Here is a 17629-nt window from a genome sequence, read left to right as displayed (position 1 = left end):
CTCTCGCGGCGGGTTGCGGACTACTTCACGGTCGGCAGATCGGGGCTGGACACGTCGTAGGTCCGCCCTGGCTGCGTCAATAACGCCGCTAGCTTCTCCGCCTTCTCCTCGGCACGATCGGTGGCCCCCCAGATCACCACTCGCCCGTCGGCGAGCGTCAGAGTGATCGATGACACAGACGGAGCAGCGATCCGGCCCACTTGGCCGGCGACCTCGGGACGCAGCGCGGTCAATACCTCCAACGCAGCCAGCGTGGCGGGATCGGTCGGCCCCGGATCATCGACGTCGAGGTAGGGCAGCGCGGGTGGCGGCGGACCGGTCGCAAAATCCACCCCGTCGCGGTCGAACAGGTGCGGGCCGTCCGGGAAATCCTTCACCACCAGCGGCACCCGCTCCACAATGGTGATCCGGAGCGCCGATGGGTATTGGCGCTGCACCCGCGCACTGGCCACCCGACGGATCGTCGCTACTCGGTCGGCGACATCTTTGGTGTTGATCTGCAGTAACGGGGTCCCGGTCGGCACACTCGCCGCGCCGAGCACTTCCTCGCGGGTCACCGTGCCGACCCCCGTGACAACGACATCGCGAGCCGACATCGCCGGGGTGAAGTAGAGCACCAGCCCCAACCCCACACCCACCACCACCAACGCCACGGTGGCCAGCAGCATTTTCAAGCCGCGAACGACGCCACGAGCGACCGGCTGAGGTTCCTTGGCGACGTGGCCGCGAGCGCGCCGCTTGGCGTCGCGCCGAGCCTCCTCGATCGCGATCGCGCGAGCCTCGGCGGCACGGCGTTCGGCGCGTTCACGACGGGCGCGACGGCGTGGTCCCTCGAATTCGTCCTGATCCTCGGCTTGGTCCGCGGCCTCCTGCGGCTCCTGAGAATCGATGGCGATCGGTACGGTGGCCGGTTCGCGCTCGTCGTCCAGGTCGTCGGCGACCACGTCGGTCGATCGGCCGTCGCTAGCTTCGGTCACTGCAACACTCCTGGCCGTCCGGGTTCACTGCGATCGGCTCGCATCCGCAGCGCGGCCACGATCTCCGGTCCGAGCAGGGTGACATCTCCGGCACCCATGGTGACAACGACGTCGCCCGGTCCCGCGGCCGCGGCCACCACCTCCGCCACCGCAGAAAAGTCACGCAGATAGCGGACCGGCACGGTGACATGCTCGGCGACACTGGCTCCGCTGATCCCAGTCAGCGGTTGCTCGCGCGCGGCGTAGACGTCGAGCACGAACACCTCATCAGCGGCATCCAGAGCGCTGCCGAACTCGGCGGCGAAAGCCTTTGTCCGGGAATATAGATGTGGCTGAAATACCACCAGTAGACGCCCGCTGCCACTTTGGCGAACCACCGAGCGGACCGCCTCCAGGGTCGCCCTGACCTCGGTCGGATGGTGCGCGTAGTCGTCGAAAACCCGCACCGATTCCGCCGTCCCGACCAGTTCGAATCGCCGACGCACCCCCTCGAAACCGGCCAGGCCGTCGAGCACCTCGCCGACCGGGGCGCCGACCTCGATCGCTGCCAGCAGCGCACCCAGGGCATTGAGCGCCATGTGCCGCCCGGGCACCGAAAGCCGCATCGAGCGTGGGTCCGCCTCGCCTGCCAGCTGGATCTGCGCAACCGCTCCGGTGCCCCGCTGTTCCCACGACACCAACGTCGCGGCCAACGCGGCCCCGGCATGTCCGGCCGATCCGTAGCGCAGCACCCGAATGCCCAGCTCGGCGGAGCGTTCGGCCAGCGCCGCCGAGCCCGGGTCATCGGCACAGACCACCAGCGCTCCGCCGGGGGCGAGTCGCTCCACGAAAGCGTCGAACACCCCGACATAAGCCTCGGTGCTGCCATAGAAGTCCAGGTGATCGGCCTCGATGTTGGTCACCACGGCGACGTGGGGGGTGTATTCCAACAGCGAGCCGTCACTTTCGTCGGCTTCGGCGACAAAGTAGTCGCCGCTGCCGTGGTGGGCGTTGGTGCCGGCCTCACCGAGTTCACCGCCCACCGCGAAGGAGGGGTCGCGGCCACAATGCTGCAACGCAACGATGACCATCGAGGTCGTGGTGGTCTTGCCGTGTGTGCCGGTCACCATCACGGTGGTGCGCCCGTCCATCAGCTTGGCCAACACAACCGGTCGCAGCATTACCGGTACGCCGCGGCGGCGGGCTCCGACCAGCTCCGGATTGGTCTTGGGGATGGCGGCGTGGGTGGTGATGACCGACGTAACACCACCCGGCAGCAAGTCCAGTGCGGACGCGTCGTGCCCGATCCGGATCAGCGCGCCGCGTGCCCGCAACGCGTGCACACCCCGCGATTCCTTGGCGTCAGAGCCCGACACCAAACCACCGCGGTCGAGCAGGATGCGGGCGATGCCCGACATCCCCGCTCCCCCGATGCCGACCATGTGCACCCGTTGCAGTTCGGGCGGCAATTGCTCGGCGGTCATCGTCGCCCTCCGACAGCTCGTCGCCGTGACGGAGCCAGACGCGCGATGTCCAATGCCGCCTGAGCCACCTGCGCCGCCGCGTCGCGGTGTCCGACCTGCGCGGCGGCCGCCGTCATCGCCGCCAGTCGCGGCGGGTCGGTGAGCAGGCCGGTCACTTCGCGAGCTACCAGCGCCGGCGTGAGATCGGCATCGGCAACCACCATGCCGCCGCCGGCGTTGACCACCGGGAGCGCATTGAGCCGCTGCTCGCCGTTGCCGATCGGCAGCGGAACGTAGATCGCCGGCAGTCCGACGGCCGATACCTCGGCTACCGTCATCGCACCGGAACGGCATATCACCAGGTCAGCAGCGGCGTAGGCGAGGTCCATCCGGTCCAGATAGGGCACCGCGACGTAAGGCGGGTCATCTTGGCCGGGGGTACGTGGCGCTAGGAGCTCTAGGACGTTTTTTGGCCCGTGCGCGTGCAGCACCGAAACATCCGACGCGGCCAGCTCGGCGGCAGCGGCAGAAACCGCCTTGTTGAGTGACACCGCGCCCTGCGATCCGCCGAACACCAGCAACACCCGGGCGTCGTCGGCGAAGCCGAAGTGAGCCCGCGCTTCCGCTCGCAGAGCCATGCGGTCAAGGGCGGTGATCGCTGCCCGGACCGGCACCCCGACTACCTCGGCACCCCGTAGCCCCGAATCCGGGACCGCCGAGAGCACCCGGTCCGCGGTCCGTAGACCGACCCGGTTGGCCAGCCCTGCCCTGGCGTTGGCTTCATGAATCACGACCGGGATCCGGCGCCGTAACCCGGGGATGCCGCGGGCGGCCAGGTAAGCGGGCAGCGCGACGTAGCCACCGAATCCGATGACGACGTCGGCATCGACCAAGTCGAGCACCGCCCTGGTCTCCCGGACGGCTCGCCACACCCGGGGAGGAAGCCGGGCCAGGTCGCCGCTGGGTTTGCGCGGCAGCGGCACTGGCGTAATCAGCTCGAGGTGATAACCGCGCGCGGGCACCAACCTGGTTTCCAGACCGCGCGATGTTCCCAAAGCGGTGATTCCGACATTCGGTTCCAGGACGCTGAGCGCATCGGCCACGGCCATCGCGGGCTCCACATGGCCCGCGGTGCCGCCACCGGCGAGCACAACCGACAACGCAGGACCGTGATTTACCCCGAGCCCGCCAGCCGGCTCCCTGACCGTGTCATTCACCCGTAACGCTGACCTTCCAATGCACGAACCCGCCCACTATGACGCTGACCGGCGTAGCGCTGCACAGCCCCCTGCTGCCCGGACCGAGCGCCCGACCGATCTGGTCTGCGGGGCAACGCTGGCCGCAGCGGCTCCTCGGCGAGCCGAGTCGCCGCCTTGGGAGCCTTCCGCGCCGCCGCCTGCTTGGCCGGTGGCCGGGCAGCTGGTGGCTGCACGCGCTTACGGTCGCGGAACACCTCGAGGCGGGTGGGCGCATACGGCTTGGGTAGCGGGAGCCGCAGCATCCGATTCACTCTATCGTCGCGGCCCGCCCGTAACGCGGCAACCGCCTCCGGCTCGTGTCGTGCCGCGTTGGCGATGATGCCGATCATCGCAAGGGTGGTGGCCGTCGATGTCCCGCCGGCCGAAATCAGCGGCAGCTGCAACCCGGTGACCGGCAACAGGCCGATCACGTAGCCGATGTTGATGAACGCCTGGCCCAACACCCACAGCGTCACGGTGGCGGTCAACAACCGCAGAAACGGATCGGCCGAGCGGCGTGCTATCCGCATTCCGGTATAGGCGAACAGCCCGAACAGGCCGAGCAGTCCCAGCGCTCCGACCAGGCCCAGCTCCTCGCCGATGATCGCGAAGATGAAGTCGTTGTGGGCGTTGGGCAGGTAGTTCCATTTGGCCACGCCCTGGCCCAGACCGTCACCGAAGATGCCGCCGTGGGCCAGCGCAAACTTCGCCTGCCGCGCCTGGTAGCCCGAGTCTTGGGGATCGTTGTCGGGGTCGAGCCAGGAGCGCACTCGGTCCGACCGATAACCCGCGGTCATCGCTAGCACCCCCGCCGAGACAACAACGGCCGCAAATGAGCTCATGAAAACGCGCAGCGGCAAGCCCGCGTACCAGAGCAGGCCCAGCAAGATGATGCCCATCGATACCGTCTGCCCGAGGTCGGGCTGAGCCACGATCAGGGCCAGCGCGATCACCGCTGCCGGGACCAGCGGAATCAGCATCTCGCGCAGGGATGCCCGCTCCATGCGGCGGGTCGCCAGCAGGTGCGCACCCCAGACTGCGAATGCCATCTTGGTCAGCTCAGAGGGCTGCATCGAGAAGCCGGCCACCACGAACCATCCCCGAGAGCCGTTGGCTTCCTTGCCGATTCCCGGGATCAGCACCAGCACCAACAGCACGATGGTGAAGGCAAAGCCGGAGAACGCGATGCGCCGCAAAAAGCTCACCGACATGCGCAGACCGACGTAGCAACCGACCAGGCCTACCCCCGTCCACAGGACCTGCTTGCCGAAGATCACCCATGCCGATCCGTCGTCGTCATAGGACCGCACCCCCGAGGCCGACAGCACCATGATCAGTCCGAGGGTGGTCAGCAATGCAGCAACGGCGATGATCAGGTGAAACGACGTCATAGGCCGACCCAGCCAGGCACCGAAACGGGTGCGCGGACCCCGCTCCTCGGAGTTGGTTTGCCCCTTCGCGGCCTTGTCGCTCGCGTCAGCGGCTACCGGCTGCTCGGCAGCGGAGTCAGCCGAATCCGCTACCTCCGGGTCCGTGTCGACCTGCAGGTCGGCATTCTCGGTATCGGTCTTGCCCCGGCGTAACAGCCGGGTCAGAGCGCTGGCCACTCCCGCCTACCGGACCGCGGCGCGCACGGCCGCCGCGAAGGCGTCGCCGCGATCGCCATAGCTGGTGAACTGGTCAAATGAGGCGCCGGCCGGTGCCAGCAGCACCGTGTCGCCGGACCTGGCCATATTGCGAGCCGCCGCCACCGCGGCACGCATCACGCGAGCGCCGAGGGAACCCCCAACATCGTCAACTTTTGTAACAGAAGCACCACACGCCTCACCCATATCAGCATCCTCGCTTGTCACAACCTGGACAACGGGGACATCGGGCGCGTGTCGTGATAACGCCTCGGCAACCTCTGCGCGATCTTGGCCGATGAGCACCGCCCCGACCAGCCGCGACGCCATCCGGGCCACCTCCGCGTCCACGGATGCGCCCTTGAGCAGTCCGCCAGCCACCCACACCACCCGTGGATAGGCCAGTACCGATGCCTCGGCAGCGTGCGGGTTGGTGGCCTTGGAGTCGTCGACGTAGGTGATGCCGTCAACGACCTCCACAACTTCGCTGCGGTGCCGGCCAACCTGAAACGAGGCGACCGCGTCGGCGATCGCATCGGCCGACACCCCGACCGCGCGAGCCAATGCGGCCGCGGCCAGGGTGTCGAGGACTCCCACCGGTCCCGGCACCGGGATAGAGGAGGCCGGCAACAGCACCAGATCGTCGGAGAAGGCCCGGTCGACGAGATGCCCGTCGCGCAGGCCCAACTCTCCGACCGCCGGCGTACCGATTCGGAAGCCGACGCGTACCGGAGCCGGCGCGGTGTCGCGCAGCGCGGCCGCGCGGCTGTCGTCGAGCCCTACCACCGCCACCCGACCGGTAAGCACCCGCGCCTTGGCTTCGGTGTAGGCCGCCATCGTGCCGTGCCAGTCGAGGTGATCTTCGGCGATGTTGAGGACCACGCCGGCCTCGGGCCGCAGCGATGGCGCCCAACGCAACTGGAAGCTCGACAACTCCACGGCCAACAGGTCCGCGGGCTCCTCGAGCACGTCCAGCACCGGGCTGCCGATGTTTCCGCACAGAACGCTGCGGTGTTGGCCGGCCACCAGCATGGCGTGCAGCATCGAGGTCGTAGTGGTCTTGCCGTTTGTCCCGGTCACCACCAGCCAGCGACGCGGCGGTCCGTAGCAGCCCGCGGCATCCAATCTCCAGGCCAGCTCCACATCGCCCCAGATGGGCACGCCGGCGGCCGCCGCCGCGGCCAGCACGGGCGTGCTCGGCTGGAAACCGGGACTGGTAACTACCAGGGCATATCTTGATTCCGGGCTGGGTTCGGGCTGCGCCAGCTGCTGCACGGCGACCGACGGGTCCACGGTGGCGACCCCGCTCTCGGCGAAGGGACGCAGCATCGCCGGATCGTCATCACACATCGTTGGTATCGCACCGAAGCGGGTCAGTGCGGCCAGCACCGCGCGGCCGGTCACCCGGGCGCCGGCGACCAGCACCGGTGCGCCCGGCACCAGCGGGTCCAGCATGTCAGGCACCGATCGCGGCCAGCCATTCACCGTAGAACAGGGCCACGCCCAGACCACAGGTGATGGCGGTGAGCAGCCAGAAACGAATGATCACCGTGGTTTCGGCCCACCCGGCCAGCTCGAAGTGATGGTGGAACGGCGCCATTCGGAATACTCGGCGCCCGGTGGTGCGGAAGGTCAGGATCTGCAGCACCACCGATGTGATTTCTGCGACGAACAGCGCCCCCAACACCACCGCCAGGATCTCGGTGCGGCTGGTTACCGAGAGTCCGGCGATGATGCCGCCCAGCGCGAGGGATCCGGTATCGCCCATGAAGATCTTGGCGGGAGCGGCATTCCACCACAGAAAGCCGATGCAGGCACCGGCGGTCGCGGCGGCAATGAGCGTCAGGTCCAGCGGATCACGCACGTTGTAGCAGCCCAGCCCGGGTGCCGTGACACAGGCGTTGTGGTCTTGCCAGAAGGTGATCAACACGTAGGCGCCGGTGACCATCGCCATGCACCCAGCAGCCAGCCCATCGAGCCCGTCGGTGAAGTTGACCGCATTCGACCAGGCGCTGACAACGAGCACACAGAACAGCACGAACAACGCCGGCGTCAAGGTGACGGTGGCGATCTCGCGCACATAGGACAGTTCGGCGCTGGCCGGCGCCAACCCGGCCGGATTGCGGAACTGCAACACCAGCACCGCGAACAGCACGGCGGAGGTGATCTGCCCCACCGTCTTGGCCGTCTTGTTCAGCCCCAGGTTGCGCGACCTGCGGAGTTTGATCATGTCGTCGAGGAATCCGACGCCGCCCAGCGATGTCGCCAGGCCCAGCACCAGCAGACCCGATGCGGTGATTCCTTCGCCGTCAAAAGCCAGGCCGGCGAGGTGGGTACCGAAGTAGCCCGCCCAGATGCCGGCCAGAATCGCGACTCCACCCATCGACGGTGTTCCGCGTTTGCTGTGGTGGCTCGGTGGGCCGTCCTCACGGATCTGGTGACCAAATCCCTGCTTGGTGAACAGCCGGATCAAGGCCGGTGTCAGCAGGATGGAAACCGCCACCGCGATGGCGACGGCGATCATGATCTGTCTCATGAGTGCGCACTCCCGCGGTCTTGACAGCCTGCGTCTGCGCAAGCCAGCGCGTCGGCCAGCTCACCCAGGCCGGCCGAGTTCGAGGCCTTGATCAGGACGACATCTCCGGGTTGGATCTCCGCGCGCAACAATGCCAGGGCAGCGTCGCGGTCCGGGACGCTGACCGCCTCCGTGCCCCACGAACCCTCCATGACCGCTCCGTGGTACATGGCGCTCATCGACCTCCCAGTTCCCACGACAACGAGTCGAGACACATCTAAGCGCACGGCGAGCCTGCCGATGTGATCGTGCTCGGTTATCGCGTCCGCGCCGAGCTCAGCCATCTCGCCCAGCACTGCCCAACTGCGCCGACTTTGAGGCCGGACACCAGGCTGACTCGCGGCGGTCGACTCCGCCTCACCGCGGGCGATCCACGCCAGCGCCTGCAGCCCGGCGCGCATGGAATCCGGGTTGGCGTTGTAGGCGTCATCGATCACCGTCACCCCGTCCGGCCGGGTGCTCACCTGCATCCGGTGCCGCGACACGGGCCCCGCCTCGGCGAGTGCGGCCGCCACCTGCGACACGCTCGCGCCGCATTCGAGGGCCACCGCGCCGGCGCACAACGCGTTGGAGACCTGGTGGTCCCCGTACACCCCGAGTCGTACCTGGGCCGCGGCGTCACCGGCGTGCATGGTGAACTGCGGCCGGGCCAGCCGATCCAGCGAGACCGGTCCCGCCCAGACATCACCGGGACCGGCCCAGCCGGCTCCGGTGGCGGTGGCTCTACCCACCCGAACCACCCGGGCGGCAGTCACCTCGGCCATGGCCGCCACAGCCGGGTCATCCGCGTTGAGGATGACCACCCCGGATGCCGGGACGGCTTGCGGCAGCTCAGATTTGGTTTGGGCAATGATCTCGCGTGAACCGAACTCCCCCAGGTGTGCGGTGCCGACGTTGAGCACCACCCCAATGGCCGGTGGTGCCACCCGTGCCAGCGCGGCGATATTGCCGGGATGGCGTGCCGACATCTCCAGAATCAGGTAGTCGGTGCTGCGGGTGGCACGCAGCACGGTCCAGGGATGCCCGAGTTCGTTGTTGAAGGACCCGGGTGGTGCGACGACCTCGCCCAAAGGTTTGAGCACCGCGGCCACCAGATCCTTGGTCGATGTCTTGCCCGACGACCCGGTGATCCCGATGATGGTCAGTCCGCCGGCCACCAGCTCCGCGGCCACCGCCTTGGCCAACTTGGCCAGGGCGGCCAGCACGGCCGCACCCGACCCGTCGGCGTCGTGCTCGAGCACCCCGGTCAACGCGTCGGCGGTCGAGTCCGGTTCGGGTGAAACCACGATCGCCGGGACCCCGACGGGGCGGGCGGCGAGCACGGCGACGGCACCGGCCGCGACCGCCGCCGCCGCGTGATCGTGTCCGTCGGCACGCGCGCCGGGCAGAGCCAGAAACAATCCGCCCGGGCCGACCGCCCGCGAATCGAACTCCACGGTCCCGGTGACCCGCCGTTGCTCAGCCTCTTGCGGCGAGATGTCGACCAGCGTCCCCCCGACAATCTCGGCGATCTCGGCGACGGTGTAGTCGATCATGTGCAGGACTCCAGCGCCTCTAAGGCTCGGGCCAGCTCCACCCGGTCGTCGAACGGACGCACTTCTGCGCCGCCACGCTGCCCGGTTTCATGCCCCTTACCCGCAATCAGCACCACGTCACCGGTGCGCGCCCAGTCGACCGCGTAGCCAATCGCCTCACCTCGGTCGGCAATCTCAACCACCTGCGCCGCCCCGCCGCTTTCGGCCGCCCCGGCCACAATCGTGCGTCGAATTGCCCCGGGATCCTCACCACGAGGATTGTCGTCGGTCACAACGACCAAATCGGCCAGCTCCGCGGCGATGCGCCCCATCGGTCCACGCTTGCCAGGGTCACGATCACCGCCTGCCCCGAAGACCACCGCCAGCCGGCGCTGCGGATTCCGCAGGGTGCTCAGCACCTCCCGCAGCGCGCCGGGTTTGTGCGCGTAGTCCACCAGCGCCAGGAAGTCCTGACCGCGGTCCACCTGTTCCAGGCGCCCAGGCACCCGGGTTTCCCGCAACCCTGGCGCAGCCTGCTCCGGCGAGACCCCGACAGCATCCAGAATCGCCAGCGCCAGTAGGCAATTGGACACGTTGTAGTGTCCGGGCAACCCAATGCGCACCCGATGCCCCACGCCGGCAGGATCGAGCGCGGTGAATTCTTGCCCTCCGGCCCCCACCGGGGCCACATCGGTTGCGCGCCAGTGCGCCGGCTGACCTGTGGCGCTGACGGTGATGGCGACACCGGCTCTATCGGCCATCGCACGACCGGCCTCGTCATCAATGCAGACGACCACGCTGTGGCCACGCAGCGCCGAGGCAGGATCGAACAGCAATGCCTTGGCTTCGAAGTAGTCAGCCATCGTGGGGTGAAAATCGAGATGATCGCGCGACAGATTGGTGAAGCCGCCGACCGCGAACCGGATGCCATCCACCCGGCCCAGGGTCAGCGCGTGACTGGACACCTCCATTACCACCGTGTCCACCCCGCGTTCGACCATCGCCGCCAGCATTGCCTGCAGGGCGGGCGCTTCGGGGGTGGTCAGGGTGCTGGGTATGTCGGCGCCATCGATGCGGATGCCGATGGTGCCGATCAGGCCGGCGACCCGCCCGGCGGCCCGTAAACCGGCCTCCACCAGATAGGTCGTGGTGGTCTTACCCGACGTTCCGGTGATACCGACAACGGTCAGCCGGTCGGACGGGTGTCCGTACACCAGCGCGGCGGCCTCACCCAGTACGCCGCGGGGCGCGGGATGGACGAGTACCGGCACGGTGCCGGGCACACAACCCAGCGCGGATATCGCCGTCACCCCGGCAGGGTCGGTGAGCACCGCGACGGCACCGCGCTCGATCGCGTCGGCGGCATGGCGTGCCCCGTGGGTGGCAGATCCTGCCAGCGCCGCGAACAGATCGCCTGGCTGCACCGCCTGAGCGCGCAGCGTCATGCCCGTGATCAGCGTGTCCGGGACGGCCGCGGCTCGATGTGGGCCATCGGCGAGCACCGCTCCGACTTGAACTGCCAGCTCAGCCAGCGGCACACCTGGGCCGGCGCTGGGGCGCAACACCGACTCCACCTCGCTCACCACCTCCGTCCGACGGCCGACACCGGGAGAAACCGGTCGGCCATGACACCCTACCCAGTCGCGCCCGGTAACGACGCGGTGCCGTACCCACCCGGCGCCGCGCCGGCTGCCCAACTCTGGGTTGACCCGCAGTGACAGCCCAGCTCACAGCGGACATCTGGCCCGCCGTTCCCGACCGCCGGAGCCCGAGCCTAGGTCAAGCACCGCGACGAACAGCTCGTGATCGGCCGCAACCCGGCGGGGCGGGGCCGACAATCGCGCTCACGCCGGTTCCTGGGCGCTACCTACTGAGGCGCACGACACCCCGATAAACAGCGGCTAGGCCACATGAAAGCCAACCAGCAGCAGACGGCGGCGGCGCAATCAGCACCGGCAAGCCGCCGACAGGCACATCAGCGCACGTCAGCCCTGGGCGCCGGGCGAGCCGAATAGTCGACCGCCTCGCCCGCCGAAACCGCCGGTCGCTGGCGGTAGGCCGAACCCGCCGGTTCCGCCGGCCCCGCCGTTACCGAGCCAATCGGCGTTGCCACCGTCGCCGCCGGCCCCGCCATCACCCATCATCCCGGCTGCTCCGCCGCCACCACCGTTGCCGCCGGCACCGCTAGCGCCGGTTCCGCCAGCCCCTCCGGACCCGCCATTGCCGTACAACGACCCGCCATTCCCGCCGGCACCGGCATGTGCACCGAGTCCGCCGGACCCGCCGGCGCCGCCGGACCCGCCGTTACCGATCCAATCGGCGCTGGCACCGTTGCCGCCCAGGCCACCAGCGCCAGTACCGTCCCCTCCGTTGCCGCCCGCCCCGCCGGCCCCGCCATCGCCGATCAACCCGGCTGCCCCGCCGCCGCCACCTTTTCCGCCGATGCCGCCGCCGCTGTAGATCTGGATGCCCCCGGTGCCGCCGACCCCACCGGCCCCGCCGTTTCCGCCGGTCCCGCCGTCCCCGATTACTGTTGCGGTACCGCCGAAGCCACCGTCGCCGCCGGCCCCGCCATTGCCCCACAGCCCGGCATTTCCCCCGTACCCTCCGGCAGCGCCGTTCGGCGTGGCCTGAGCCGTAACGAATTTATTATTTGCCCCGGCGTCGCCACCGCCGCCGCCATTGCCGAAAAGCAGCCCACCATGCCCGCCGTTACCACCGGCCCCCTCGAGTGCCCCCAGTCGAGAGAAATTCTGATCGTAATCATAGGTAGCGCCGCCGTTGCCGCCGGCTCCGCCGTCACCCCACAGCCCAGCGTTGCCACCCGCACCACCAACCCCGCCCGCTGTGTAGTCCCCAGCGGCGGCCCCGCCTAGCCCGCCGGCCCCACCGTTGCCGTAGAGCCATCCACCGTTGCCCCCGGCACCCCCAGCTCCTCCGGCCCAGCCACTGCCTCCAGCCCCGCCATTGCCGATCAACCCCGCCGCGCCCCCGTTACCACCTGCCTCAGCGGTGGCGCCGCTGGTGTAGCTGTAGCCGGCCCCACCATTGCCGTACAACAACCCCCCAGCCCCACCATTAGGGCTGGCCGCGGTTCCCGCCGCCCCATCACCGATCAGTGGGCGCCCCAACAACGCTTCCGCGGGCGCATTGACCACCCCCAACACACCCTGCTCAACACCCTGCAACGGCGATAGGTTGGCCACCTCCGCGGCCGCATACGCGCCCCCCGCATTGGTCAACGCCTGCAAAAACCGGGCATGAAACGCATTCGCCTGAGCGCTGAGCGTCTGATAAGCCTGTCCATGACCGGAAAACAACGCCGCCATCGCCACCAACACCTCATCAGCACCCGCTGCCAACACCCCGGCCGTCGGGGCCGCCACCGACATATTGGCCGCCTGCAGGCTCGACCCGATCACCCCAACATCCGACGCAGCCGCGGCCAGTGCCTCCTGAGTTACCGACACGAAAGACATCGCTAAATCCCCTCACGCAAGTCCGATGCCGGTTAGCGGGCGACCCGGATGGACAGGTCGACCGAGTTCTGACATCACGCAATTCCCGATTGCCAGAACTTTACATTCAATGCCGAATGTAAACCGCAGTTTCAGATATTTGACTGATTCCAGTGAGGCATGGCGGCCAGCATTCTCCCTAGCGGTCGCGACACGAGCCGGCGCACCTAGGCGTTGCGCTGGTTCAGTGGTGGGTCTCGGCAGCAGGTTCCTAGGTGGCCTGCAGCAGCAGGGGCGGCCCCGGGTCCGCGGACAGCGGCACGTTCTCGCGCTGCATCAGCCACGCAGCGATGTTGTGGAACAGCGGCGCCGACGAGTGACCGGCGGTTCCATCGGAGTTGCGTTCCGGGTTGTCCAGCATCAGGCCGATGACGTAGCGAGGATTGTCGACGGTGGCCAGTCCCGCGAAGGTGATCCAGTACACGTTGTCGAAATAGCAGCCACATGCCGGGTTGATCTGCTGCGCGGTTCCGGTCTTGCCCGCCATCTGGTAGCCCGGCACCGCGGCGGCGGTTCCGGTGCCCTGCTGATAGCCCATCGGGTCGCGCTGGACGACCGCGCGCAGCATCTCGCGCACGGTTTGAGCGGTCTGCGCCGACACCACCCTGATGCCCTCGGGCCGTGGCTCTTCGGTACGCGTTCCGTCGGCGGCGATGGTCGCCTTGATGATCCGCGGCGGTATCCGCGCCCCGTCGTTGGCAATCGCCTGGTACATGCCGGCCATTTGCAGCAGTGTCATCGAAAGCCCTTGGCCGATCGGCAGGTTCGCGAACGTGCTGCCCGACCACTGGTCGAGCGGCGGCACCAGGCCGGCGCTTTCGCCGGGCAATCCGACACCGGTGCGCTGGCCCAGACCGAACTTGCCGACCATGTCGTAAAAACGTTCCGGGCCGACCCGCTGCGCGAGCATCAGGGTGCCCACGTTCGAAGACTTCCCGAACACCCCGGTCGTGGTGTAGGGCATGACACCGTGGCCCCAGGCGTCGTGCACGGTAACGCCGCCCATTTGGATCGTGCCGGGCACCTGTAGCACTTCGTCGGGGGTGCTCAGCCCGTACTCGATGACCGAGGCCGCGGCGATGATCTTGTTTACCGAACCCGGCTCAAAAGGCGATGACACCACCAGATTGCCGAGTTGGCGGTCGCCCTGGCGGCCGATGTCTTGAGACGGGTCGAAGGTGTTGTCGTTGGCCATGGCAAGGACTTCGCCGGTCTGGGCGTCCAGGACCACCGCCGAGGCGTTGCGGGCTCCGGACAAGTTCTTCGCCTGCTGCACCTGTTGCTGCACGTAGAACTGGATGTCGTTGTCCAGGGTCAGCTGGACGGTGGACCCGTGCACCGCTTTGTGCCGGTTGCGATAGCTGCCGGGGATGACGACGCCGTCCGATCCCCGGTCGTAGGTCACCGACCCGTCGGTGCCGGCCAGCACCGCGTCAAGCGAGTCCTCCAGGCCGAGCAAACCATGGCCGTCCCAGTCGATGCCGCCCACGATATTGGCCGCCAACGATCCACCCGGGTATTGGCGCAGATCCTGGCGCTCCGAACCGACTTCGGGATACTTGTCGGTGATCGCGCTGGCGATAACCGGATCGACGGCGCGTGCCAGGTACACGAACGACTCGTTGCTCTGCAGCTTCTTGAGCAGGGTGGGCGCATCGGGCTTGTTGTTCAGCTTGCCCGCAACGTCCTTCGCGATGTCCTTCAGCCGCTGCTGGGGGTCGGGCGCAGCCGGAGACTTCAGCTTGGCCTCCTCCAGCTGCTTGCGAATCCGCTTCGGCTGGAATGTCAGCGCACGTGCCTCGATGGTGAAGGCGAGCCGATCGTTGTGCCGGTCGACGATGGAGCCGCGCAACGCGGCTTCGACGTCGGTGACCTTCAGCTGACCAGCCGCCTGCGCACGCAGGTCCTCGGCATTTGATACCTGCAGAACGAACAGCTGGGTCGCCGCCACCAGCATCAGCACCAAGATCACCGCGTTTCCGGCTCGGTGCCGAAACACGAATGAAGCACCGCGGCTGGCAACTTCCACCGCCTGGCGGGTGCGCCGCTCCCGTGCCGACCGGCCGGGCGGGCCGACCTCAGTGCGCGCCGCCGGACGGGTCTTCTTGGCCTGTTTGGCTTGGGGCAGTCGCTTCGGTTCACGAACCTGCTTGGGCGAGCGGTCGGCCCGCGTCTTACCGGACGACCTGGGCTGGCGCGGTTCGTGGGCGCTATGCGCCTTGCCCGAGACCCGCCGTGACCGCGAGGACTGCGACGGACGAGCCTGCCGCGATTCGCCGCGGCTCACCGTGACACCCCTGGCGCCGCAGCAGCGGCTGGACCGGGCTGTATACCGCTAGCCGGAGCCGGAAGCGCTGGCACCGGCGCCGGTACCGCCGCCTGAGGAGCCACCGGAAGCCCGGCCGTCCCCGGCACCGGCGCAGCCAGTGGGGTCTGCGGGGCCACGGGGACGACCGCGACGGGCGGCGCCGTGACCGCTGGCACCGGTACCGGCACCTCAGCGGGCACCTGAGCGGGCACTGGTGCGGGCAACACGACCGGAGCCGGGGGAACTTGGACCGCCCCGGCCGCCGGTCCTGGCAACTGGCCCGGCCCGGTGACCGGACCCGCAACGCCAGGCAACTGGCCGGGAAGCGGCACCGGCCCCGGCGCCCCGGGTACCTGCCCCGGAATCTCGATCGGGGGCTGGCCCGGTAGGTGGTTGGTGCCGGCGCCAAGGGTCGACGAACCGTCTGGAGTGCGCGGCAACAGTTGCGGTCCCGTTCTGGGCAGCAACGCCGGATCGTCGGGACCCGGCATCACCCGCACCGGAACCTCGGGCGGCAACGCGGCCGGCTTCGGAGGCGCCGGAGGACCTTCTTCGGACAGCTTGCTGTTCAGCGGTGGCGGGGGTACACCATCAGCCGGCTTCGGGGTACCCACCACCACCCAGTTTCCGTCCGGAGCCTGAACCAGATGGGCGGTGTCCCGGGTGGGGATCATGCCCTGTTTGCGGGCCGCTTCAGCCAACGCGGGCGCGGATTCCGCCTCGCGCACATCGCGTTCCAGCGATTCCTTCTGCTGCTGCAGCATCCGGGTTCGCTCCCGAGCATGGCTGAGCTGATACGAACGCTCGGCCGCGTCGGTGGACAGCCACAAGGTGAGCCCCAGCCCCACCCCGAGCGAGCCGATCACCAACACCACAAACGGAACCCTGCTGAGCAGTGCGTGGGGACGCAGGTCCATCGAGGCCAGCCGGACCGCCATCCGCTCCGTCAGCTTGGGCCGGACGACCTTGGGTGCCTTGGCTTTCCGAGCCTTGGCCCGCGCTTCGGCTTGCCCGGTGTTCTTCGGCCGCGCCGGGCGCTCCGCGGGCCGCGGCATGGGTGTGGTCTGCGGTCCCGACATCGGGATCCGCGCCTCCCGGTTGGGCGCCTTCTTCTTTCCGGCCCGACCACGGCGCGACGCGTCAGCCGGTGTGCGCCTGGTGGTACGGGCGACCGAACCGTCGCGTCCGCCGCCACGATCGCCGCTTTGGCGTTTTCCAGGCACCCGAGCCTCGCGCTTCGCCTTCATGACTCGCCCTTCCCGGTTCCTTGTCGCGGTAGTGCCTCGAGCTCAAGCCGTTGCAACGCCCGCAATCGCACGGGCGCGCTGCGCGGGTTGTGTTCCACCTCGGCCGCATCCGCGCGTTCGGCGCCGTGGGTCAACGAGCGGAATCGCGGCCCATGGCCGGGAAGTTCAACCGGAAGGTCCACCGGTGTGCGCGAGGCGACCGCGTCGGCGAACACCCGCTTGACGATCCGGTCCTCCAGAGATTGGTAGGCCATGACGACAATCCGCCCGCCAACAGCAAGCGCGTCCATTGCGGCGGGGACGGCACTACGCAAGGAGCCCAGCTCGTCGTTGACCGCAATTCGCAGCGCCTGGAACGTGCGCTTGGCCGGATGTCCGCCGGTACGCCGCGCCGCAGCCGGAATCGCCTCGTAGAGAAGAGCAACGAGTTCCGCGGTGGTGGTGAACGGCCTGTCGGCGCGCCTGCGGATGATGCGGGCCGCGATGCGGCGCGCGAACCGCTCCTCGCCGTAGCGGTGCAGGATATCGGCCAGTGCCGCCTCGTCGTAGGTATTGATGATGTCGGCCGCCGACAGCGCTGACTGCGGATTCATTCGCATGTCCAGCGGGGCGTCCTTGGAATAGGCGAAGCCTCGTTCGGCCTGGTCGAGCTGCATCGACGAGACGCCCAGGTCGAATAGCGCGCCGTCGATCGATTGCGCTGCGCCATAACCCAGTTCGGTCAACGCCGAGGCCAGACCGTCGTAGCGCGTGTGCACCAGCGTGACCCGGTCGGCGAAGCGCGCCAATCGAGTCCGGACGATCTCGAGGGCACTGGGATCACGGTCGAGCCCGATCAGTCGCAAACCCGGCAGCTCCGTCAAGAACCGCTCCGCGTGTCCACCCGCGCCGATAGTGGCGTCGACCAGAACCGCCTCCGACCCGTCCGCGTGGTGGCGAGTCAGCGCGGGCCTGAGCAGTTCGACGCAGCGTTGCGCCAGCACGGGCACATGGTGAAAGTCATTGAAGCCGGGTTCCGTCGGGCCGTCAGCCACCGCGACACCTCCCCTGGTTGGGGCCGGGCAATCCTCGCCTACCAGGCGCAATGCCCCTGCGCCGAGGTCCCTGTCCGAAGGCACGAACCTGGCGTTGGGGAAGTACGCCAGGGTCGGTTCGGGCAGAGACCACGGTGCACGGACATGCACC

Annotated in this window: 12 protein-coding genes; all 12 read right to left on the bottom strand. The window is 68.5% G+C overall.

Translation table 11 applies throughout. The features are described from left to right. Positions 1-20: 20 nt before the first annotated feature. A complete protein-coding gene (locus tag MMSP_RS13980) occupies positions 21-977 on the bottom strand; it encodes a cell division protein FtsQ/DivIB (protein ID WP_020787143.1) in 957 nt (318 codons plus the stop codon). Further along, positions 974-2440 carry a UDP-N-acetylmuramate--L-alanine ligase gene (gene murC, locus MMSP_RS13975; RefSeq protein ID WP_020787142.1) on the bottom strand — a complete coding sequence of 489 codons (1467 nt, stop codon included), beginning with the start codon at positions 2438-2440 and terminating at the stop codon, positions 974-976. Before murC ends, MMSP_RS13980 begins: the two co-directional genes overlap by 4 nt. Then, the gene (gene murG, locus MMSP_RS13970; protein WP_036426504.1) at positions 2437-3636 is read right to left on the bottom strand and encodes an undecaprenyldiphospho-muramoylpentapeptide beta-N-acetylglucosaminyltransferase; all 1200 of its coding nucleotides are present in this window, start codon (positions 3634-3636) and stop codon (positions 2437-2439) included. The genes murC and murG overlap by 4 nt, the downstream gene beginning before the upstream one ends. After that, on the bottom strand, positions 3633-5264 hold the full coding sequence (gene ftsW / locus MMSP_RS13965) for a putative lipid II flippase FtsW (RefSeq protein WP_020787140.1): 1632 nt from the start codon (positions 5262-5264) through the stop codon (positions 3633-3635). Before ftsW ends, murG begins: the two co-directional genes overlap by 4 nt. 6 nt (positions 5265-5270) lie before the next feature. After that, the gene (murD, locus tag MMSP_RS13960; protein WP_020787139.1) at positions 5271-6737 is read right to left on the bottom strand and encodes a UDP-N-acetylmuramoyl-L-alanine--D-glutamate ligase; all 1467 of its coding nucleotides are present in this window, start codon (positions 6735-6737) and stop codon (positions 5271-5273) included. Position 6738: 1 nt separating this feature from the next. Next, entirely contained in the window at positions 6739-7818 is a 1080-nt protein-coding gene (gene mraY, locus MMSP_RS13955; RefSeq protein ID WP_020787138.1) for a phospho-N-acetylmuramoyl-pentapeptide-transferase, read from the bottom strand. Continuing rightward, entirely contained in the window at positions 7815-9392 is a 1578-nt protein-coding gene (gene murF, locus MMSP_RS13950; protein ID WP_020787137.1) for a UDP-N-acetylmuramoyl-tripeptide--D-alanyl-D-alanine ligase, read from the bottom strand. Before murF ends, mraY begins: the two co-directional genes overlap by 4 nt. Next, complete coding sequence (locus MMSP_RS13945; protein ID WP_051153676.1) at positions 9389-10957, bottom strand: UDP-N-acetylmuramoyl-L-alanyl-D-glutamate--2,6-diaminopimelate ligase; 1569 nt, start codon at positions 10955-10957, stop codon at positions 9389-9391. The genes murF and MMSP_RS13945 overlap by 4 nt, the downstream gene beginning before the upstream one ends. Positions 10958-11356: 399 nt before the next feature. Beyond that, on the bottom strand, positions 11357-12850 hold the full coding sequence (locus MMSP_RS13940) for a PE family protein (protein ID WP_020787135.1): 1494 nt from the start codon (positions 12848-12850) through the stop codon (positions 11357-11359). 250 nt (positions 12851-13100) lie between these two features. Next, positions 13101-15176, bottom strand: coding sequence for a penicillin-binding protein 2 (locus tag MMSP_RS13935; protein ID WP_020787134.1), 2076 nt, complete (start codon positions 15174-15176; stop codon positions 13101-13103). Then, entirely contained in the window at positions 15173-16444 is a 1272-nt protein-coding gene (locus MMSP_RS13930; RefSeq protein WP_020787133.1) for a hypothetical protein, read from the bottom strand. The genes MMSP_RS13935 and MMSP_RS13930 overlap by 4 nt, the downstream gene beginning before the upstream one ends. Then, complete coding sequence (rsmH, locus tag MMSP_RS13925; protein ID WP_086085356.1) at positions 16441-17628, bottom strand: 16S rRNA (cytosine(1402)-N(4))-methyltransferase RsmH; 1188 nt, start codon at positions 17626-17628, stop codon at positions 16441-16443. The genes MMSP_RS13930 and rsmH overlap by 4 nt, the downstream gene beginning before the upstream one ends. Position 17629 lies beyond the last annotated feature (1 nt).

The sequence above is a fragment of the Mycobacterium sp. 012931 genome (assembly GCF_000419295.1).
GTDB lineage: Bacteria > Actinomycetota > Actinomycetes > Mycobacteriales > Mycobacteriaceae > Mycobacterium > Mycobacterium marinum.
Note: the sequence above shows the minus strand (reverse complement) of the source record. Positions and strands in the feature narration are given on the sequence as shown.

Excerpts from the sequence above, each read along its gene's own strand:
- murC (WP_020787142.1), bottom strand. The coding sequence starts at position 2,440 with ATGACCGCCGAGCAATTGCCGCCCGAACTGCAACGGGTGCACATGGTC.
- MMSP_RS13930 (WP_020787133.1), bottom strand. The coding sequence starts at position 16,444 with ATGAAGGCGAAGCGCGAGGCTCGGGTGCCTGGAAAACGCCAAAGCGGC.
- murD (WP_020787139.1), bottom strand. The coding sequence starts at position 6,737 with ATGCTGGACCCGCTGGTGCCGGGCGCACCGGTGCTGGTCGCCGGCGCC.
- MMSP_RS13940 (WP_020787135.1), bottom strand. The coding sequence starts at position 12,850 with ATGTCTTTCGTGTCGGTAACTCAGGAGGCACTGGCCGCGGCTGCGTCG.
- mraY (WP_020787138.1), bottom strand. The coding sequence starts at position 7,818 with ATGAGACAGATCATGATCGCCGTCGCCATCGCGGTGGCGGTTTCCATC.
- murF (WP_020787137.1), bottom strand. The coding sequence starts at position 9,392 with ATGATCGACTACACCGTCGCCGAGATCGCCGAGATTGTCGGGGGGACG.